Source organism: Aeromonas media (assembly GCF_020423125.1).
Taxonomy (GTDB): Bacteria; Pseudomonadota; Gammaproteobacteria; order Enterobacterales; family Aeromonadaceae; genus Aeromonas; species Aeromonas media.
This window is the reverse complement of the sequence record NZ_CP075564.1, coordinates 1,744,225-1,763,769: the sequence shown is the minus strand read 5'-3', so window position 1 is coordinate 1,763,769 and position 19,545 is coordinate 1,744,225. Positions and strand designations below refer to the sequence as shown.

Here is a 19,545-nt window from a genome sequence, read left to right as displayed (position 1 = left end):
GCCCAGCAGGCCGGCAATGGGGCGGCAATCATAAAAAGAGATGGCCCGTCATCGGGCCATCGTCATCATCCTAGCGGGTCACCATCTGCTGCGCCCGCTTGACCTGATCCTCAGGGCTCTCGTTGCGGGGCGGAATGGTGATGCCCTTCTGGCAGGCGGGTTTGGCCTCCATGCGCGCCATCCAGGCCTGCAGATGGGGCAGACCCTCGATGGAGATGCCGCTCCAGTCATGGATCCGCACCCAGGGCCAGGTGGCGATGTCGGCAATGCTGTACTCGTCGGCCAGGTACTCATGGTGCGCCAGGTGACCGTCGAGCACCTCGAACAGACGGCGCCCCTCCTTCTGGTAGCGCTCTATGGCCGCCGGGATCTTCTCGGGGAAGTAGCGGTAGAAGACGTTGGCCTGCCCCATCATGGGGCCGACGCCGCCCATCTGGAACATCAGCCACTGGATGGCCTGGGAGCGGCGCTTGGGATCTTGCGGCAACAGCTTGCCGGTTTTCTCCGCCAGATAGAGCAGGATAGCGCCGGATTCGAACACGGCGAAATCATCGTTATCCCGATCGACGATCGCCGGAATGCGGCCATTGGGGTTGATGGCCAGAAACTCGGGCTTCTTCTGCTCCATGGTCGAGAAATCCAGCGGGATCACCCTGTAAGGCAACCCCAGCTCCTCGAGGGCGATCGACACCTTGAACCCATTGGGCGTGGCGGCAGTGTACAAATCTATCATCTTGGACTCCTTGGTCGTTCAAACGTAATGATCAGGCCTGGGCGCAGGGACGGGCACTCACCCGCTCATGCCAAGCCTGCAAGTGATGCTGGTGCGGGGCGATGCGAAGACCGACGACCTTGCCAAAGTCGATGGTGTACAGCAAAGAGGCTTAGCTCTTCACCGTAACGCTAGATAGTCATCGTCTCACTGAGCATCGAGCTCAAGCACCGGGGTGTGCCCTGCCGGGTTCTTGACCAGAAACGCGAGCTCGAGGTTCTCTCCTGCTCCCAGATCTACCTGCTGATAAGTCATCTCGATGCCCTTCCCCGCCAGAAACATCCTGAACCGGCGGGCATTGGGGACACGCTTCAACTCATAGATCTTCATCTCGCCTGCGTGGGAATGAAGACCGCTGGCCGCTTCCCATCCCCACGGGGAACCATGGCCAGCGGCACAACATCGGTCTGTTATGACAAATATTGCACCGCTTGAACAGCCCGAATACAGGGGAAACAGTTAGCCGCACAGAGTGAGGGGTTGACGTTGACGCAGCAGGATGAGGCGGGAGAGGAGCGGAAAATAGGACTCGAGTTTGCTCTGCAAGACCAGGCTGCAGGCGGGATCAGCAAGCTCAGTCTCATCCAGCACTATGCCATTGGAGACAAAGTAAAAGCGCGGGTCCCTGATATCCGGTCCCTGGGGAGCACAGTCATATTGCCGATGAACCAACAGTGGCAAAACGGGCAATCCCAACGTAGTGCCGCTGGCGGACCAGCGCGACTCCGGCCATGGTGCATCATCGTCTTCCAGCAGCAGGATGGCCGCCTCCTCCTTCGACGGTTGCCACCTATCCGGTTGTGCGACCGTGATCTCGGTGAAGTAATGCCCATCACCACTGGCGGCACGCAGTGCGGCCAGCACACCCAATGTCGTCGCTGCCGACGGTTTTTGACTGACTAATGACAGATTCATGGCTCATGTCCCTATGCTCACCACAGCCTGTTAGCCGGCTGTCGCGATAAGACTAGCCGATAACAGGCCTTTATTGGAGCCGTCAGATCTGGCAGTCAATGCCGTGACAGCGCCCGCGGATAACGGTTGCCATTCCAGAATATCTTGGTAAGATACCGCGTCCTTTTATCCCCCGTTCTTTAACATCCAGTGGTGAACCTATGCATCCGATGCTGAATATCGCCGTGCGCGCTGCGCGCAACGCCGGTCAAGTTGTAGTAAAAGCCTTCTCCCAGCCCGAGAACATCGAGGCTATCCAAAAAGGCAGCCACGACTTCGTGACCAACGTTGACCGTGAAGCCGAAGCGGCCATCATTCACACCATCAAGAAGTCTTACCCGGAACACAGCATCGTGGCTGAAGAGTCTGGTGAGATTGCCGGTACCAATCCGGATTACCAATGGATCATCGACCCACTGGATGGCACGACCAACCTGGTCAAGGGCATTCCGCACTTTGCCGTCTCCATCGCCCTGCGCGTCAAGGGCAAGACCGAACAAGCCGTTGTCTACGATCCCATTCGTGACGAGCTGTTTACCAGCACCCGTGGTAACGGCGCCCAGCTGAACGGCTACCGCATCCGCGTCGGCAAGGCCAAAGAGATGGCTGGCACCGTGCTGGCGACCGGTTTCCCGTTCAAGCAGAAGCACCACATCGAACCCTACCTGAAGATGTTCCAGAGCATGTTCATCGAGTGTGCCGACATCCGCCGTGCTGGCGCCCCTGCGCTGGACCTGGCCTATGTGGCCGCCGGTCGCATCGACGGCTACTGGGAAATCGGCCTGAAGCCCTGGGAAACGGCCGCCGGTGAGCTGCTGGCCAAGGAAGCTGGCGCCATCGTCACCGACTTCGTGGGTGGTCACAACTACGAAAACTCCGGCAACATCGTGGTCGCCAACCCGCGCGTCCTGAAAGAGATGCTCGGCAAGATCCGCGAAAACCTGCCGGATTCTTTGGCTAAATAAGCTGGCCAAGTAAATCGCGAACCCTTGAAAAAATGCCAGTCGGCCCAGCCGACTGGCATTTTTTATCTCTGATATCGGGAAACTAAGCCGCTGAAGCGTGGAACTGACCCTGCCCCGTTCCAGATGATCAGAATAAGCGGTCGGGCACAAGCCAGAGCTGGGTTTCCTCGATCAGCTCGATCAGATGGTGCCGTTGCGCCCCATGTTGATCACGACCCGCCGGTTCTTGGCTCTGCCCGCATCCGTCTCGTTGGAGGCCACGTGCTGTTTCTCGCCGTGCCCCTCCACCGAGATCTTGCCCTCCTCGATGCCGAGATCCACAAACACCTGCTTGATGGCATCTGCCCGCTTCTCGGAGAGCTTCTGATTGGGCCAACGCCCGCCGTAGCTGTCGCTGTAGGCGTCGATCACCACCACGTCTATGCTCTTGTCCGCCTTCACATAGTCGCCGATCAGCGCCAGCCGCCGCTTGGAGGCGGGCGACAGCTGATCGCTGTTCTTGTCATAGGAGAGCACGCTGAAGGCGATGTCGTTGAAGCTGTAGGGCAGCAGGCCGCTCAGGCAATCCATGAAGGCCTGGTATTTGACCCTGAAGTTGACCGAGGAGAGCGACACCCGCACCGGCCTGTCCTGGCGATACCAGTCTCTGTACTGGAAGGTGGGCATACGCCCCCCCTCCAGCTCGTCCAGCATGGTCCAGGCGGTTTGCCCCGCCACCAGGCCGTCGAACTGCTGATAGAACTGCAGCTGGCTTATCTGGCGTCCGGAGACACCGGGGCGCCAGCTGGGAGGCATGATCCCGAGGCTCACCGTCTGGGTCCTGGCCTGCGGCCGCTGTCCCTTCAGCTCGAAGTCCAGGTTGATCTTGCGACCGGCCCGGCTGACGAAGGCGCCCGTGCCCCAGCGGGGAATAGGGTGTTCGAGACGGCACTCCACCTGAGTATCCGAGGTCAACCGCCAGACGGATTGATCCAGGCCGGCACCGAACTCGGTCACTCCCGCCTGCAACTGCATACTCACGGATATGCTGATCAACCCTAACACCCAAGCATTCAACGGCTTGCCCTCCACACGATCTCGGATTAACTATCGGCAGCGGCAAGCCAAGCTTTAGGGCAAAACCTCAATGGGGAGCGGGGCGCTCCATCAGTTTGAAGCTGGCGATGCGGGCCGTCAGATCCCGGGCCAGCTGATCCAGCTCGACACTGTTTTGTTGCAGGGTCTCCGAGTGCAGGCGGTGGGCCTCATAGACCTCCCGAATGGTCAGCACGTTGTGCTGGATGTCGTCGGTCACATAACGTTGCTCCTCGGTGGCGGTCGCCACCTGAGCGGTCATGTCGTTCACCTTGCGCACCTCCTTGACGATATCGGTCAGCTCGCTGCCTGCCCGTTTGGCTTCGGTCACACTCAGCCCCGCCTGCTCGGTGCCCAGGTGCATGGCCGTCACCGCCTGACTGGCGCCCTGGCGCAGACGGGCCAGCATCTGCGCGATGTCATCCGCCGCCTGCTGAGTGCGCGAGGCCAGCGCCCTCACCTCCTCCGCCACCACCGCAAAACCGCGACCGGACTCACCGGCGCGGGCCGCCTCAATGGCGGCGTTGAGGGCCAGCAGATTGGTTCTGTCCGAGATCTGCTTGATGAGGTTGAGCGCCTCGCCGACCGACTCCGTTTCCCGATGCAGGTTGTCCACCAACTGCTGGGTATCGACCAGGGTACCCGCCACCTGCTGGATGGCGTCTATGGTCTGGTCTACCTCCTTGTCACCCTGATGGGCACGTCCGATGGCCTGCTGGGTCGCCAGCGAGGTCTGGGTGGCATTGCGGGCAATCTCCGCCACCGTCGAGGCCATCTCGGTCGCGGCAGTCGCCACCAGATCCACCTGACCAACCCCCTTGACCACACCGGCGTTGACCTGGGCAATCACCTCTGCCGAGGCTGCGGCGCTGCGAGCCAGCACGTCACAGGAGCGGCGTACCGCCAGCAACAGCCCTTCCAGATGTTCGAGGAAGCGGTTCAGATCCTGCGCCAACGCACCCAGCTCATCGCCGGATCGCCAGTTGACCCGCACCGTCAGGTCGTTCTCCTGCACCAGCCGTTTGAAGGTCTGATGCAGCGCCAGGAACCCCAGATGCAGGTCGCGCACCACCCGCCAGCAGATGGCACTGGTCAGGACCACGCACAACAGTACACCGACGGCGGCCCACCAGAAGTCGCTGGCACTGCGGGCCCGCATCTGCTCAACCCGATCATCCAACTGTTGATAGAGGCGATCCTCGCTCTCCTTGAGCAGGCCTATCTTGTCGGTACTCAAGGCAAACCAGGCTTCGGGATCGACACCAAAACCGCCGCTGGACGCCTTGTCCAACGCCAGTTTTTCCATGGCGGCCACGTCGGCCACCACGGGAGAAGCCAGGCTCTCGGCCAGCAACTGGCGCTGGGACGGACTCGCCACCGCCTGGAAACGCTCGAGATAGGTGTTCTGGGCGGCAAGGAGGGAGATGAACTGCTGCAACAGCGCCGGGGTGAAGCTGTCTCGTGCGAACACGTTGCTCAGGGTCGCCCGCTCCAACCCCATGCGTTCCTTGCTCTGCAAGAAGGCGGCGTAGGCATTGGTCTGCAGCGCTATGGTGGCATCCTGACTGCGGATGCTGACCTGATCCACCACGGCCAGCAGCTGGGTGATGAGACGGGTATAGAAGCCAACCTGCTCCGCCACCTCGACTCCCAGCGCACTGACCCGCTCGCGCATGGCGGTGAGCCCCACCAGCTCCTGCTGCACCTCGGACAAGGCCAGCAAGGCAGGATCCTGATGAAAACCCGCCAGCAGGGTGTCGACCACCTTGCGCTGGGCAGGCAGGGCATCACGAAACTTGTTGCCACCGGAGCCGAGGAAGCCGGCCGACATGCCACGCTCCTTTTGCAGCTCATGGGCGAGCTGCGCCGCCTCCCGCACCACTCCAAGTGCAGCCTGTGCCTGACTCATCTCCTGCTCGACCCGATAACGCTCATAGACGTATCGACCGGAAAAAAACAGCAGGGCCAACAGTGGCAGACAGACCACCAGCAACATCTTGTGCGCCAATCCCAGCTTCTTCATCGCCTCTCCCCTCCATGGTTGAAGTGGCCAATTATAAGCGCAACTGCTTTTAATAGAACCAGTTGGCGTGCGCATGGCGGCCCAGGAGGGACAAGGGCCGGCTTTTTTGCCATAATGCCGCCTTCTTTCACGCCGACCGAGATACCATGACCGACGCCGTTCACACCCTCAAGGGCCGTTTTCGTGGCTTTTACCCCGTCGTCATCGATGTTGAAACCGCCGGATTCAATGCCAAGACCGATGCCCTGCTGGAGATCGCCGCCTATACCCTCAAGATGGATGAGCAGGGCTGGCTCATGCCCGATCAGATCTTCCATTTTCATGTGGCGCCATTCGAAGGGGCCAATCTGGAGAAAGCCGCGCTGGAGTTCACCGGCATAGACCCCTTCAATCCACTGCGCGGTGCCGTGGACGAAAAGGAGGCGCTCACCGAGATCTTCAAGGGGGTGCGCAAGGGCATGAAGGAGAGCGACTGCGGCCGGGCCATCATAGTGGCCCACAACGCCACCTTCGATCACGGCTTCGTGATGGCCGCCGCCGAGCGAGCAGGCCTCAAGCGCAATCCGTTCCATCCCTTCGCCACCTTCGACACCGCGGCCCTCTCCGGCCTGGCACTGGGGCAGACGGTGCTGGCCAAGGCCTGTCAGAGCGCGAACATCCCCTTTGACAATAAAGAGGCCCACTCCGCCCTCTACGACACCGAGCGCACCACCGAGTTGTTCTGCCATATCGTCAACCGTTGGAAGAGCCTGGGGGGTTGGCCACTGGCCACACCGGACGAAACGCCCGCCGATGACAACCCCCAGTAGTTCCACCTGGGCATGAGAAAGAGGCTGCCTTGGCAGCCTCTTTCCATGAGGTTGCTGGGGACTCGACGCCTGGCAGCTGGTTTGACCAGAGTGGCATAAACAGGGTCATACAGCACCGTTTTCAGCATTCCATCCCGGTTGATCCGAATTTGCTCGGCAGGAATGCCGTGAAGAGGCCATTTTGCCGTTTTTTTTCTCGACTTTTGTCACGTTTTTCGCAAACTAGCTGGCTTTCACACGACTGACAGCAACACAATCCATAAGGAAATCAAATGAATCCTGTTGTTATCGCGGTGGCGCTGATGCTGGTGCTCAGCCTGCTGCGGATCAATGTGGTGGTCTCCCTCGCCATCGGTGCCATCGTGGGTGGCTTGCTCGGCGGCCTCTCCCTCGAGCAGACCCTCAGCACCTTCACTGGCGGGCTGGGTGGCGGTGCAGAAATCGCCCTCTCCTACGCCATGCTGGGGGCCTTCGCGGTAGCCATCTCCCGCTCCGGCATCACCGATCTGCTGGCCCGCAAGGTCATCAACCAGCTCGGCAAGGATGCCAGCAGCACCCGCATTCTCTGGGTCAAGAGCCTGCTGCTCACCTCGGTGCTCGCGGTCTCCGTCTCCTCCCAGAACCTGATCCCGGTGCACATCGCCTTCATTCCCATCCTGATCCCGCCGTTGCTGCATGTCATGGCCCAGATGCAGATCGACCGCCGTCAGGTGGCCTGCGTCATCACCTTCGGCCTGACCGCTACCTACATGCTGCTGCCGGTGGGCTTTGGCGGCATCTTCCTGAACAACATCCTGGCCAAGAATCTCGTCGACAACGGCGTACCGGTGGAATTCAGCCAGTTGCCCCTGGCGATGGCCATCCCGGTATTCGGCATGTTCCTCGGCCTGCTCATCGCCGTCTTCTTCAGCTACCGTAAGCCGCGTCAGTATGATCTGGAGAAGATCCTGGCCGCCGAACCGGAGACGGTCGAGCTCAATCTCAACCACATCTGGGTCGCCCTGCTGGCCATCGCCGTGGCACTCGGCCTGCAACTGATGACCAACAGCATCGTGCTGGGGGCGCTCGCAGGCTTCATCATCTTCACCTGCGGCGGCGTCATCAAATTCCGCGAGAGCCAGGATGCCTTCACCCAGGGTGTGCGTATGATGTCCCTCATCGGCTTCATCATGATCTCCGCCGCAGGCTTCGCCGCCGTCATGAAGGAGACCCACGGGGTGGAGAGTCTGGTGCAGTCCGTCTCCAGCATGATGGCAGGTCACAAGGGATTGGCGGCCTTCCTGATGCTGCTGGTGGGCCTGCTCATCACCATGGGGATCGGCTCCTCCTTCTCCACCGTGCCCATCATCGCCACCATCTATGTGCCCCTGTGCATCCACCTCGGCTTCTCGCCCATGGCGACCATCGCCCTGGTGGGCACCGCGGGCGCGCTGGGGGACGCGGGTTCCCCCGCATCCGACTCGACGCTCGGTCCCACCTCTGGCCTCAACGCCGACGGTCAGCACGACCACATCTGGGACAGCGTGGTGCCAACCTTCATCCACTACAACATCCCCCTGGTGATCTTCGGCTGGATTGCCGCCATGGTGCTCTGAGACCATCCCGAGCAGACAGACAAAAGGCGACCCCGAGGTCGCCTTTCTTGTCTTGCACATACCTCAGATGGCCGGTTGCAGCCCCCGCCTGCCGGCCAGGGCGCAGAGACAGGCCACCAGGGCCAACCCCATGCCGGCTGCTCCCACCCCGAGCCAATGTCCCTGTTGCCAGACCAGCATCCCCAGGCTGGAGCCGAGGGTTCCCCCCAGGAACATGCCGGTCATGAAGAGGGTATTGATACGCCCCCTGGCCTCAGGTCTCAGACCATAGATGCGCTGCTGATGTGCGATGAGTGCGCTCTGCACTCCGAGATCCAGCAAGATGACCCCGCACGCCAGCCCGGCCAGAGAGAGCCACAGCTCGAAGCAGATCCAGGCAAGCACCACCAGCACGGCACCGGCCAATACCACTGGTCTGGCCCCCAACCGATCCGCCATCCGGCCTGCCAGAGGGGCCGCCACCACCCCAGCCACCCCGATGACGCCGAACAGACCCGCCATGTCGGCCCCCAACCCATAGGCAGGTTCGGCCAGGTAGAACGCCAGCACGGTCCAGAAGGCGCTGAAGGAGGCAAACAGCAAGGCCTGGGTCAGGGTCGCGCGGCGCAAGGCGGGCTCCTCGCGCCACAGACCGACCAGAGAGTGAAGCAGACGGCCATAACCGAGGGGAGAGCGCGGCAATCCGGACGGTATCATCCTGGCCATCAGCAGGGCCCCCGACAGGGCCAGGGGAATGGCCAGCCAGAACATGGCGCGCCAACTGCCATAGGCGGTGACCAGACCGGCGACGGTGCGGCTGAGCAGTATCCCGGCCAGCAGGCCGCTCATCACGCTACCGACCACGGCACCACGGCGGGCAGGATCTGCCAGGGTTGCCGCCAGCAGGGAAGCCAGCGCGATCAGTGCAAACTGCCCCGGAATGAGCCCGCGGCGCTCGACCACATCGCCAAGCGGCACCAGCAAAAGCAGACCCATGGCATAGCCAAGCTGGGTCAGCATGGCGATCAATGGCATGCCCGAGTGCCCGGGAAAGTCCTGCGCCATCACCGCCAGCATGGGCTGGTTGTAGTAGATGTTGGCAACTGCCAGGCCGCATGACAGGGCCATGGCGAAGAGCAGGGAGGGGCCGGGGGTTGCGGCCCCTCCGGCAGAAGGCGATGTACTCATGATCTTCTCCTCGTGTTAGAAGGGCTCCCGCCAGGATACGGGCCCCATGCGCACAGCCTACCCGGGGAGCGTCGCCACCAGTAGAGCGGTGGGGACCATAACAGTTATTCCGCTGGCGTATGCCCCACGCCGGGCAGGCCGGTCACGAATGCCAGAAAGGCGCTCGCCTTGGCACCAGGCTGGCGACCTGCCGGGAGCAGGGTCCAGAGCTCCTGCATGGGCAGTTGCCACTCGGGCAGCACCGCCACCACCTCGCCGCGGGCAAGCTCGGGAGCAAACATCCACTCCGAGGCGATACCGAGCCCCAGGCCTGCCAGCACGGCTGCGCGCATGCCTTCGGCCGCCGAGACCGTCAGCCTGCCTTCTCCGGAAACCACTTTCTCTTCGACGCCGCGGCGAAATCGCCACTGCTGCCCCACTCCGGGCCGTGGACTGTAAAGCACCAGATCATGCTGTTGCAGAGCCTGAGGGGTCTCAGGCTCTCCTTTGGCGGCCAGATAGGCCGGCGTCGCCAGCACCCGCACGTCGCTTCGGGCGAGGCAGCGGGCGACCAGCGACGAGTCAGCCTGTTTGCCGATCCGCAGAGCCACCTCGATGCCCGCCGAAATGAGATCCACATTGCCGTCATCCAGCAGGATCTCCAGATCCAGTCCCGGGTGAGCCGCCAGAAAACCGGCAAGATGGGGAATGATATGCAGGCGGGCGAAGGTGACGGGAGCGCTCACCCGCAGACGCCCGCTCAGCCCGGCCCGGCATTGCTGCACCATGGCATCGGCCTCGTTGACCTGGGCCAGGATCTCTCTCGCCCGCAGATAGTAGGCCTCTCCGGCCTCCGTGGGCGCCAGCCCCCGGGTCGAACGCAGCAACAGGCGGCTGCCAAGGTGCGCCTCAAGCTGGGCAATCAATCTGGAAACCGTGGGTTGCCCCATCCCCAGTCGGCGGGCCACCGCCGAAAACGAGCCGGTCTCCACCGCCAGCACGAACACCTCCATCACCCCCAAGCGATCCATTTATGGCTCCTCTGCCCTGTGGCACTGTTCGTGGCACTGTTCGTGGCACTGTTCGTGGCACAAGGTAGCACCGGGCCTGCCCTCTCGCACCCTCGTTCTGGCAGGAGGCACAAGAAAACCGCGTCAAGGGCGGTCCTGCCATGGAAGAAAGGTGTCGGGATGAAATATCAACCAGGAACAATCGAACAGAGGGACTCGAAGACAAGGCTACAGGGGCTCGATTGCCCCAAGGCTACCCCAGTGCCACTTCCTGAATAGCGGCGCTGTGGGCGAAATAGCGGTGACAGAACTGCATGAACTCCGGCAGCGGCAAGGGACGCGAGTAGAAATAACCCTGGATCTCATCCACCCCTATGGTTAGCACCGCCTTGAGCTCATCGCTGTTTTCCACCCCTTCTGCCACGACACGCACCCCCAACTGATGAGAGAGGGTGGTGATGGTCTCGACGAACAGCGCCTGACGGGGATCCTTGTCGATGGCGGTGATGAAGGAGCGGTCGATCTTGAGCTTGTCGAAAGAGAGTTCACGCAGGTAAGAGAGCGAGGACCAGCCGGTCCCGAAGTCATCGAGGGCCACCCGCACCCCTATCTGGCGCAGGGAGTGAATGATCTGCTTGCTGAGGGCGATGTCATCGAGGGCGATGGTTTCGGTCAGCTCCACTATCAACTGGTGCAGCCCCAACGGCCCATCTTCCATCTTCTCTTCAATCTCCCTGGCCAACCCCATGTTGAACATGGAGTTGGAAAGGTTGATGGAGATCTCGAGCGGTGCTAGCACCTCCTCCGGGAAGCCGGACAGATCGAGCTGCATGCGCCGGATGATCCAGCCCCCGAGCGCCTCGCCCAACCCGTTCTCTTCTGCCAGCGAGATGATGTCGAGGGGGGCAATAAAGCCATATTCCGGATGATGCCAGCGGATCAGCGCCTCGGCCCCCAGCCTCACTACACTCTGGCCGCGCACGATGGGCTGATAGTAAAGGGCCAGTTGCGGGCATTGCGGGCAGTGGATAAGCTCCCGCAGCTCGGTCGACAGCCGGCGTTTGCGCTGATAGTGCTGATACATGCTGCTGGAGAAGAGCACATTGTCATTCAGCCGTTTGCGCTTGGCGCTGTCGAGGGCGATATCGGCAAACAACAGCATCTCTTCCGGTGAATGATCCGGTTTCACGTACTGGCTGGTGCCCATGAAGACCCGCACCCGGTGCGCCGGATCGGCGGCAAACACCAGATCCGCCAGCTCGCTGCGCAGTTGCTCCAGAAACGGGAAGCGCAGATAGGTGGGCATGGTGCCGGTGATGATGAGGGTGAACTCGTCACTGCCGGTTCGGGCAACGAAGATCCCCTGGCCAGAGGCGGCCTTGATCCGCGCCGCAAGCCGTTTGAGCAAGGCGTCCCCCACTTCGTAACCCAGACTGTTATTGACCTCCCTGAAATGCCCCAGATCCATGAGGCAGACGGTGATGCTGCTGCGCCGCCCGGGGTGGCTGGTCCACTGCTGGAGGTGCTTGATGAGCGCCGCCCGGTTAGGGAGACGGGTGAGAGGGTCGTTCCACGCCAGAAAATACTGGCGACGCACTTCGCGAAACAGCACCATCAACATCACCATAGTCGCCAGCATCAGAAACCCCAGGATGAAGAAGTTCTGGGTTCTCGACTCGTTGAGCAGCTCACGCTGGGCGATGGCAGAAGGCCCGGTAAAGTTTTTCACCATCACGTCCCGCACCCCGCGCATCTCGTCATCGAGTGCGGCCGTGAACATCTTGAGTGCGGGGGAATCCGGCTCCCCTTGCACCACATCCTGCTCATAGCGTTCGAAGAGAGCGAGGATCTTGCCGACCGCCTTGTCCGCACCGAATCGGGCCCTGACCGACTTTGCCTCCTTCCCGTGCAGGAAGACATCGAGCCGGTTCCAGGCAATGTCAAAGCGTTTGTTCATCTCCTCCCGGCTGACGGCACCGGCACGATAGAGCTGCAAGCCCTTCTCGAAGTCGTGGATCTCCAGCTCGAGCTGGGCCAGTGCCCAGGCGGAGAGCTGGGTGTAGCGCGTCACCTCATTGAACGCGCGGTCATAGTTCCAGACCGACCAGAGGGTCACCCCCAAAAAGGTGGTCACCATCAGGATCAGGCTCAAGAACTTGCTGCTCAGCATCTTATTTGCTCTCCAGCGCCGTCAGCTGCCACACCATCCGGCTGTGATAGATCTCCTTGTTGAGTTCGGGATGGTCGGTGAGGGGATAAATGACCCAGAGCGGCCCCTTGTTGCGCAGGGTCAGAGCCTTGCCATCCTGCTTCTCGGCCACCAGCACCGGGTACTTCTCCCCGTCTTCCTGCGGCAGTGCGGCCCAGTATTCATTGACCGCGAGGGCCTTGACCTCCTGGCTCTTGAGACCGTAGATCCTGACCAGGTCCCGCAGCAACACCCCGCGATAGAGGTGCTCCCCCTCGGTCCAGGGCGTCCCCGTCTTAACTTCCGTCTGCGGCAAGGCCTCAAACTCGGCACGGGTCAGCACCACCTCCCCCTTGCCATTGCAGCACCCCGCCCCCGCAATTCTGAAGAAGGGCTCCTCCGCCAACACCATACCCGACACGAGCCATCCAGATATCAGCAACACCTTGCCAAGCCACTTGCCCATCACGCACCTCCCTGTCATACGGTTTATTTATTCATCTCACTCTGCTGACTCATATGCAAACAACAGAATGCACCTTCAGACCAAAGTCGCAGTCGTTTGCAACCAGCAACGATTGTGCGTCTTCCAAAAGTATCCAATCGCTTCCCAAAGAATGACACCAGGCGCCACCCCCAGGCAAATGGATTGCACCATTTTTCTTTCACTGGCTCCTCATCAAACCGGATGCCCACCACGGCCGGAAAAAGGTGACAATCTTCGCTACGCATCTGAAAAACAGACACAAAAAGGGCCACTCCATGGAGCGGCCTTCTCATCAGTGCAGTCAGGGTTTAGCTGTCGCGGCGCTTGTTGCCACCGAACTTGCGATCCTTGTTGAAGCCACCTTCACGGCGCTCCCCGCTCTTGTTGAACGGACGGTCACCGCTGGGGCGGCGATCCTTGTTGAAGGGACGATCGCTGCGGGGCGGACGGGGGGCAGTGTTGCTGCCGGCCGGCACCTCGGTGTAGCGAGTGATCATCAGCGGACGCTGACAGACACGGGCCTTCTTGATCACTTCCAGCACGTCGGCGGTCATGCCCTTGGGCAGGTCGACGGTGGAAAAGTCATCGGCGATGTCGATGTTGCCGATGAAACGGCTCTCGATGTTCGCTTCGTTGGCGATGGCGCCGACGATCTGGCCCGGCTTGACGCCGTGATGGGCACCCACGTCTACGCGGTAACGCTCCATCTCCACGTCAGGATTGTCTTTCAGCGGACGCGGCTCGAGGGACGGCATGCGACGGGCAGGACGATCGCCACGGTCACCGAAATCACGGGGAGCACGATCACCGAAGTCACGGCGCTCGAACTCACGGCCAGCACGGTCGCTTGCCGGTTCAGTGACGGAGTCATCCAGCAGCAGCGGTTGGTCACCCTGCACCAGCTTGGCCAGGGCGGCAGCCAGCTCCAGCGGATCGGCAGAATCTTCTTCGATCAGCTCGTTCACCAGGTTTACGTAGATCTCAAGCTCTTCGCCCATCATGGTTTCCCGGATGCGCTCCTTGAACTTGGTCATACGGTGCTGGTTGATGTCCTCGGTGCTCGGCATCTTCATCGGCTCGATGGCCTGACGAGTGGCGTGCTCAATGGCGCGCAGCATGCGGCGCTCGCGGGGAGCCACGAACAGGATGGCCTCGCCCTTGCGACCGGCACGGCCGGTACGGCCGATACGGTGAACGTAGGATTCGGTATCGTACGGAATGTCGTAGTTCACCACGTGGGTGATGCGCTCGACGTCCAGACCACGGGCGACGACGTCGGTGGCGATCAGGATGTCCAGCTGGCCTTGACGCAGCTTGTCGACGGTACGCTCACGTAGCTTCTGCGGGATGTCACCGTGCAGGGCTTCACAGGCGTGACCACGGGCGGCCAGCTTGCCAGCCAGCTCTTCGGCGGCGTTCTTGGTGCGCACGAAGACCAGTACGGCTTCGTACGGCTCGACTTCCAGCAGACGGGTCATGGCGTCCAGCTTGTGCAGACCGGTTACCTGCCAGTAGCGCTGGCGGATGGTCGGTGCGGTGGACGTCTTGGTGATGATCTTGATCTCTTTTGGCTGCTTCAGGTGCTTCTGGGCAACACGACGGATCTGGTCCGGCATGGTGGCAGAGAACAGGGCAACCTGACGGGTGGCCGGGCACTGCTCCATGATCCAGTCCACGTCGTCGATGAAGCCCATACGCAGCATTTCATCGGCTTCGTCCAGTACCAGGGCTTTCAGGCCGGAGAGGTCCAGGTTCTTGCGACGGATCAGATCCATCACGCGGCCAGGGGTACCGACGACCACCTGGGCACCACGGCGCAGGGCGCGGGTCTGGGTTTCGTAAGAGGAGCCACCGTAGATGGGCAGGACATGGAAGTCAGGCATGTGCTTGGCGTAACGTTGGCACGCCTCGGCAACTTGCAGCGCCAGCTCACGGGTCGGTGCCAGCACCAAAATCTGGGTGTTACGGTTACCAGCTTCCAGACGAGACAACAGAGGCAAGGCAAAAGCAGCGGTCTTCCCCGTACCGGTTTGCGCCTGCCCCAGCAGATCGTGTCCCGCCATCAGGTGGGGAATTGCTGCGGCCTGGATCGGTGACGGGCGCTCATAGCCCACGTCTTGCAGCGCTTTCAATACAGGCGCGGCCAGTCCAAGCTCACTAAAAAGGGGCATTTGTTCGGTATGGGTATCAGACATAGATTCTTCCAGAGTAAGGCAGGCGGCTAAGCACCGCGGAATAGCAAAAAGGCGGCGATTATAGCGCCACTTTGTTCTGCTGTCTTGAAAAATGTGATAAGCGTCTCAAGACGTTGGCAATTATAGAGGGATCTTGCGACTATGGCTTGCTTATTTTGCACTACTGGTGCGTTATTGCTTGTCACGCCCCGCTGGAGTCCTTGTCCCGCTTGTGTTTGAGCACCGCCATGGTCAATCGACTGGTGCACAATAAACGCCCACGTTCATCCCGAATGTCAATCTGCCACACCTGGGTCGTCGCTCCCAGATGCAGCGGCGAGCAACGCCCTGTCACCACCCCTTCCCGTTTGGCACGCAGGTGGTTGGCGTTCACCTCCAGTCCCACGCAGTAGCTCTCCTCCCCTACCGCCATGTTGGCGGCCAGCGACCCCAAAGTCTCCGCCAACACCACGGAGGCACCACCGTGCAGCATGCCAAGGGGCTGATGGGTACGGTGATCCACCGGCATGCTGGCCTCGAGCCAGTCGGGCCCAAAGGCGGTATAGAGGATGCCAAGGTGGGCCATCAGGGTGTTGCGGGAGCTGGCATTGAGCCCTTCGAGGCTCATGGGTTTGCGCCAGATGGGGGCGCTTTCTTGACTCATGGCGAGCAGACTCCTTATGTGATCAATGAGTTGGACACGATCAGTGCCGGCGAAAAAAGATGCCCCGATCCGGGGCATCTTGACAAGTACCTTGCGTCACCAGGGATAGGTCACCCCGGGCCACTCGGCCCAGGGGAGCTCGCGCCCCGGCAGGCGCGGGTGATGCCAGTGCCACACCTTGCCCAGCCAGGCACGGAGTTCGGCCTCCAGCACGACGTCATCAAGGGGGGCCTCGGCCACCTTCCAGAAGAAGAGCTCCACCTCCACCTCAGGCAACACCGAGGGGTAGAGATAGACCCCGCCCCAGAACTCGGGCTCCCGCTCCGGGCTCCAGAGGCCATAGGCGAAGGAGCGCTTGGCGAGAAACTCCGAGCGCTGCCACTCCAGATCGGCCTCGTGCTGGCTCAGGCTGAACTGAGCCGAGGGCCAGACGTCATCCGGGCGAAACAGCTGATGAAGCTGCTCCCGCTCGCGCAGCATGGCGACAAACTCCACCACCGCCTGAGTTGGGCTGGCAGGCAGCAGCAGAAAGCTCGGGTGCCGATAGGCTTGCGGCACCCGAAACCGCTTGGGGAAGCGCAGCATCAGAGCAGTTCCAGCAGCGCCTGCAGCGGATGCTTGAGTTTCTCCCCCTCCATCCGCTTGACCTGGCTACGGCACGAATAACCCGTGGCCAGACAGCGATCCTTGGGCAGGCGAGCGAGCGGCTCGGCCCAGCTCAAGGAGTAGATCCCCTTGGAGTTGTCCACCTGCTTGGCGTCGTGACCATAGGTGCCGGCCATGCCGCAGCAGCCGACCGACACCGGCTGCAACGTGGCGCCGAAGCGGCCAAACAGGGTACCCCAGTCACCGTGAGTCGAGGGCTTGGCAGTCTTCTCGGTGCAGTGGGCAAACAGATACCAGGGCTCGGCTTCTCCCGGCTCTTTCGCTGCGGCACTGACTTGTGGGGCAGGAAGAGAGAGCAGCCACTCCTGGGGCAGCAGCACCTGGAAGTCGCCGCGGGCAGGGCCCAGCGCCTTCACGTATTCATCGCGATAGCAGAGTACCAGGGAGGGATCGACTCCCACCATGGGGATGCCCAGCGCCGCCATCTTGTTGAGGAACTGGGCACTGCTGGCTGCGGTGCGGGCGAAGGCGCGCAGGAAGCCCTTCACGTGCTGGGGCTTGCCGTTGGGCTTGAAGGGCAGCAGGTAGGGCTGATAGCCCAGCTTGCTGGCGAGCTTCACCAGGTCGCGCACCACGGGGGCGTCGTAATAGCTGGTGAAGGGATCCTGCACGATGAGCACGACCTTCTTGCGCTGCTCGGGGCTCATGGCCTCCAGCCCCGGCAGGTCGAAGTAGCGGGCCTTGTGATCACGCAGCTCCTCGGCCAGGGTGGGAATACTCAAGAGCGGCACATCCACCATGCCGATGCTCTTCTCGGTCGCCTTCTGGGCCCACTCTTTTTCCAGGAAGAAGTTGACCAGCTTGGGCGCCCTGGCGAGCAGGGGCGCATAAGCTTCGACGGTGCCGACGAAGTAATCCTTGGGGCCGCGCAGATAACGGCTGTGGTAGAGCTGCATGAAGCGGGCGCGGAAGGTGGGCACGTCCACCTTGATGGGGCACTGGCTGGTGCAGGCCTTGCAGGCCAGGCACCCCTCCATCGCCTCCATCACCTCGTGAGAGAAGTCGTACTCGCCGCGGGCGCGGGCCAGGGTATTACGGAACTTGTCGACAATCTGCTTGAAACGCAGACCGCCGCTTTGCAGCGCCACTTCTTCGGCCAGGGGATCGTAGCCCTGCTCCGCCAACTGACGCAGCCATTCGCGCATCAGCCCGGCCCGCCCCTTGGGGGAGTGGCGGCGGTCGCGGCTTATCTTGACCGAGGGACACATGGGGGAGTCGGTCTCGAAGGTGAAGCAGAGGCCGTTGCCGTTGCAATCCATGGCGCGGGTGTAGCTTTCGCGCACCGCAATCGGGATCTGGCGGTCAAACTTGCCGCGCTTGGGACCGTCCACCGACACCAGTTCGGCACCGCTGCCATAAGGGATGCAGATCTTGCCCGGGTTGATGCGGTTAGCCGGATCGAACGCCCCCTTGACCCGCTGCAGCTCCTCCCACAGCTCGCCGAAGAAGGCGGGGCTGTATTCGGAGCGAAAGCCCTTGCCGTGCTCCCCCCACATCAGACCGCCATATTTGGCGGTGAGGGCCACCACCTGATCCGAGATGCGGCGCAGCAGCACCTCCTGTTCAGGGTCGCATAAGTCCAGTGCCGGGCGCACGTGCAGCACACCCGCATCGACGTGGCCGAACATGCCGTAGTCGAGGCCATGGCCATCGAGCAGGGCGCGAAATTCCATGATGAAATCGGCCAGGGACTCCGGTGGCACGGCGGTGTCTTCGGTGAAGGCTACCGGCTTCTTTCGCCCCTCGGCATTGCCGAGCAGCCCCACCGACTTCTTGCGCATACCGTAGATGGTCTCGATGCTCGGCAAGTGACTGCACACCTGATAGCCGATGATCCCCGCCTCCTCCTTGGCCAGCAGGGCGTCGATGCGGCGGCACAGCTCGGCCACCTTGGCCTGGTGTTCAGCCTCGTCGGTGTCGGCGAATTCGACGATGTTGAGCCCCTGCAGATCCTTGCCGGGCACGTCCTGAATGAACTCTTTGACCGAATGCCAGATGATGTCGGCGCGAGCCAGCCCCAGCACACGGGAGTCCACCGTCTCCACCGACAGGGCGTGAGCCTCCACCATAAAGGGGGCGTTTCTGAGCGCCGACGGGAAGCTGTCGTACTTGACGTTGACGAGCGTCCGGTAGCGCGGAATGGGGGTGATGTTGAGGCGAGCCTCGGTGATGAAGCCCAGCGACCCTTCCGAGCCGCACAGCACCCGGCTCACATCCAGGGTGTCGGTGTCAGGGGCATAGAGGTGCTTGAGATCGTAACCGGTCAGGAAGCGGTTGAGCTTGGGGAAGGTGGCCTCTATGTCGGCGCGCCGCTCGCGGCCGATGCGATAGAGGGTGCGGTAGATCTCCCCCTCGCGGCTCTCCAGCGCCAGCTTGTCTGCCAGGCGCTGGCCGTTCACCGGCTCGGTCGCCATGATGTCACCGTTCTCCAGCACGGCCTTGAGCCCCAGCACGTGATCCGAGGTCTTGCCGTACACCAGCGACCCCTGCCCCGAGGCATCTGTGTTGACCATGCCCCCCAGGGTGGCGCGGTTGGAGGTGGAGAGATCCGGCGAGAAGAAGTAGCCGTGGGGTTTGAGGTAGGCGTTGAGCTGATCCTTCACCACCCCGGCCTGGGCCCGCACCCAGCCCTGCTCCAGATTAATTTCCAGGATCTGGTTCATATGGCGCGAGAGATCGACGATAATGCCGCCGCCCAAGGATTGACCATTGGTGCCGGTACCGCCGCCGCGAGGGAAGAAACTCAAGGCCGCGTACTCGGGCCCCTGGGCCAGCTTGAGCATCACCGCTATGTCATCCGCGCTACGCGGATAGAGCACCGCCTGAGGTACGACCTGATAGACGCTGTTATCCGTCGCCATCGCCAACCGGCTTGCATAAGACTTTTCGATATCACCACGAAATGCTGAGCGCGCCAGCAACTCAAGAAACTGCAGGGTTGTAGGTGACAAACTGTCCTGGTAATCGAGTCTCGGGATCATGAATCCTTGTTCCCATCCTTTGCTTGATGCCGGAACT

16 protein-coding genes are annotated in these 19,545 nt (G+C 61.7%); 3 read left to right on the top strand and 13 right to left on the bottom strand.

The window, feature by feature from the left end; translation table 11 throughout:
• Window positions 1–70 precede the first annotated feature (70 nt).
• From KI797_RS08135 to KI797_RS08125, 3 genes are all read right to left on the bottom strand, one after another.
• Window positions 71–733 (bottom strand): glutathione S-transferase family protein, encoded by a 663-nt coding sequence (locus KI797_RS08135; protein WP_005326750.1) that lies wholly within the window; start codon window positions 731–733, stop codon window positions 71–73.
• A gap of 186 nt (window positions 734–919) precedes the next feature.
• Entirely contained in the window at window positions 920–1,102 is a 183-nt protein-coding gene (locus KI797_RS08130) for a glutathione S-transferase N-terminal domain-containing protein (RefSeq protein ID WP_005326753.1), read from the bottom strand.
• Window positions 1,103–1,231: 129 nt separating this feature from the next.
• Entirely contained in the window at window positions 1,232–1,687 is a 456-nt protein-coding gene (locus KI797_RS08125; protein WP_041205961.1) for a hypothetical protein, read from the bottom strand.
• 200 nt (window positions 1,688–1,887) lie between these two features.
• Between KI797_RS08125 and suhB the strand changes: the two genes are divergently transcribed.
• Complete coding sequence (gene suhB / locus KI797_RS08120; RefSeq protein ID WP_005326757.1) at window positions 1,888–2,691, top strand: inositol-1-monophosphatase; 804 nt, start codon at window positions 1,888–1,890, stop codon at window positions 2,689–2,691.
• 180 nt (window positions 2,692–2,871) lie between these two features.
• Here suhB and KI797_RS08115 read toward each other — a convergent pair whose 3' ends face one another.
• Window positions 2,872–3,747 (bottom strand): flagellar protein MotY, encoded by an 876-nt coding sequence (locus KI797_RS08115; RefSeq protein ID WP_041205962.1) that lies wholly within the window; start codon window positions 3,745–3,747, stop codon window positions 2,872–2,874.
• A 67-nt stretch (window positions 3,748–3,814) separates the two neighbouring features.
• The gene (locus KI797_RS08110) at window positions 3,815–5,788 is read right to left on the bottom strand and encodes a methyl-accepting chemotaxis protein (RefSeq protein WP_042649310.1); all 1,974 of its coding nucleotides are present in this window, start codon (window positions 5,786–5,788) and stop codon (window positions 3,815–3,817) included.
• Between the two features lie 146 nt (window positions 5,789–5,934).
• Here KI797_RS08110 and rnt point away from each other — a divergent pair, with 146 nt between their 5' ends.
• Both rnt and KI797_RS08100 read left to right on the top strand, forming a co-directional pair.
• On the top strand, window positions 5,935–6,597 hold the full coding sequence (gene rnt, locus KI797_RS08105; RefSeq protein ID WP_005330208.1) for a ribonuclease T: 663 nt from the start codon (window positions 5,935–5,937) through the stop codon (window positions 6,595–6,597).
• 272 nt (window positions 6,598–6,869) lie between these two features.
• Window positions 6,870–8,192 (top strand): Na+/H+ antiporter family protein, encoded by a 1,323-nt coding sequence (locus KI797_RS08100; protein WP_042649311.1) that lies wholly within the window; start codon window positions 6,870–6,872, stop codon window positions 8,190–8,192.
• 63 nt (window positions 8,193–8,255) lie between these two features.
• Here the strand turns inward: KI797_RS08100 and KI797_RS08095 are convergent, their stop codons facing one another.
• The 8 genes from KI797_RS08095 to ydiJ all read right to left on the bottom strand — a co-directional run bounded on the left by KI797_RS08095 (window position 8,256) and on the right by ydiJ (window position 19,508).
• Window positions 8,256–9,359: an MFS transporter gene (locus KI797_RS08095; protein WP_042649312.1), complete on the bottom strand. Its 1,104-nt coding sequence runs from the start codon at window positions 9,357–9,359 to the stop codon at window positions 8,256–8,258.
• 104 nt (window positions 9,360–9,463) lie between these two features.
• The gene (locus tag KI797_RS08090) at window positions 9,464–10,369 is read right to left on the bottom strand and encodes a LysR family transcriptional regulator (protein ID WP_042649313.1); all 906 of its coding nucleotides are present in this window, start codon (window positions 10,367–10,369) and stop codon (window positions 9,464–9,466) included.
• 232 nt (window positions 10,370–10,601) lie between these two features.
• On the bottom strand, window positions 10,602–12,518 hold the full coding sequence (locus tag KI797_RS08085) for a putative bifunctional diguanylate cyclase/phosphodiesterase (protein WP_042649314.1): 1,917 nt from the start codon (window positions 12,516–12,518) through the stop codon (window positions 10,602–10,604).
• A gap of 1 nt (window position 12,519) precedes the next feature.
• Window positions 12,520–13,002 (bottom strand): molybdopterin-binding oxidoreductase, encoded by a 483-nt coding sequence (locus KI797_RS08080; RefSeq protein WP_226172479.1) that lies wholly within the window; start codon window positions 13,000–13,002, stop codon window positions 12,520–12,522.
• 329 nt (window positions 13,003–13,331) lie between these two features.
• Window positions 13,332–15,218, bottom strand: a complete 1,887-nt coding sequence (locus KI797_RS08075) for a DEAD/DEAH box helicase (protein WP_041205964.1) — start codon at window positions 15,216–15,218, stop codon at window positions 13,332–13,334.
• Between the two features lie 181 nt (window positions 15,219–15,399).
• Window positions 15,400–15,861: a hotdog fold thioesterase gene (locus KI797_RS08070; protein ID WP_042649316.1), complete on the bottom strand. Its 462-nt coding sequence runs from the start codon at window positions 15,859–15,861 to the stop codon at window positions 15,400–15,402.
• Window positions 15,862–15,957: 96 nt separating this feature from the next.
• Complete coding sequence (locus tag KI797_RS08065) at window positions 15,958–16,446, bottom strand: hypothetical protein (protein WP_042649317.1); 489 nt, start codon at window positions 16,444–16,446, stop codon at window positions 15,958–15,960.
• Complete coding sequence (gene ydiJ / locus KI797_RS08060; RefSeq protein WP_042649318.1) at window positions 16,446–19,508, bottom strand: D-2-hydroxyglutarate dehydrogenase YdiJ; 3,063 nt, start codon at window positions 19,506–19,508, stop codon at window positions 16,446–16,448. Before ydiJ ends, KI797_RS08065 begins: the two co-directional genes overlap by 1 nt.
• Window positions 19,509–19,545: the final 37 nt, after the last annotated feature.

What these genes read in the sequence shown, in the direction of transcription:
- KI797_RS08135 (WP_005326750.1), bottom strand. Translation starts at nt 733, where the DNA reads ATGATAGATTTGTACACTGCCGCCACGCCCAATGGGTTCAAGGTGTCG.
- KI797_RS08130 (WP_005326753.1), bottom strand. Translation starts at nt 1,102, where the DNA reads ATGAAGATCTATGAGTTGAAGCGTGTCCCCAATGCCCGCCGGTTCAGG.
- KI797_RS08125 (WP_041205961.1), bottom strand. Translation starts at nt 1,687, where the DNA reads ATGAATCTGTCATTAGTCAGTCAAAAACCGTCGGCAGCGACGACATTG.
- suhB (WP_005326757.1), top strand. Translation starts at nt 1,888, where the DNA reads ATGCATCCGATGCTGAATATCGCCGTGCGCGCTGCGCGCAACGCCGGT.
- KI797_RS08110 (WP_042649310.1), bottom strand. Translation starts at nt 5,788, where the DNA reads ATGAAGAAGCTGGGATTGGCGCACAAGATGTTGCTGGTGGTCTGTCTG.
- rnt (WP_005330208.1), top strand. Translation starts at nt 5,935, where the DNA reads ATGACCGACGCCGTTCACACCCTCAAGGGCCGTTTTCGTGGCTTTTAC.
- KI797_RS08100 (WP_042649311.1), top strand. Translation starts at nt 6,870, where the DNA reads ATGAATCCTGTTGTTATCGCGGTGGCGCTGATGCTGGTGCTCAGCCTG.
- KI797_RS08095 (WP_042649312.1), bottom strand. Translation starts at nt 9,359, where the DNA reads ATGAGTACATCGCCTTCTGCCGGAGGGGCCGCAACCCCCGGCCCCTCC.
- KI797_RS08090 (WP_042649313.1), bottom strand. Translation starts at nt 10,369, where the DNA reads ATGGATCGCTTGGGGGTGATGGAGGTGTTCGTGCTGGCGGTGGAGACC.
- KI797_RS08085 (WP_042649314.1), bottom strand. Translation starts at nt 12,518, where the DNA reads ATGCTGAGCAGCAAGTTCTTGAGCCTGATCCTGATGGTGACCACCTTT.
- KI797_RS08080 (WP_226172479.1), bottom strand. Translation starts at nt 13,002, where the DNA reads ATGGGCAAGTGGCTTGGCAAGGTGTTGCTGATATCTGGATGGCTCGTG.
- KI797_RS08075 (WP_041205964.1), bottom strand. Translation starts at nt 15,218, where the DNA reads ATGTCTGATACCCATACCGAACAAATGCCCCTTTTTAGTGAGCTTGGA.
- KI797_RS08070 (WP_042649316.1), bottom strand. Translation starts at nt 15,861, where the DNA reads ATGAGTCAAGAAAGCGCCCCCATCTGGCGCAAACCCATGAGCCTCGAA.
- KI797_RS08065 (WP_042649317.1), bottom strand. Translation starts at nt 16,446, where the DNA reads ATGCTGCGCTTCCCCAAGCGGTTTCGGGTGCCGCAAGCCTATCGGCAC.
- ydiJ (WP_042649318.1), bottom strand. Translation starts at nt 19,508, where the DNA reads ATGATCCCGAGACTCGATTACCAGGACAGTTTGTCACCTACAACCCTG.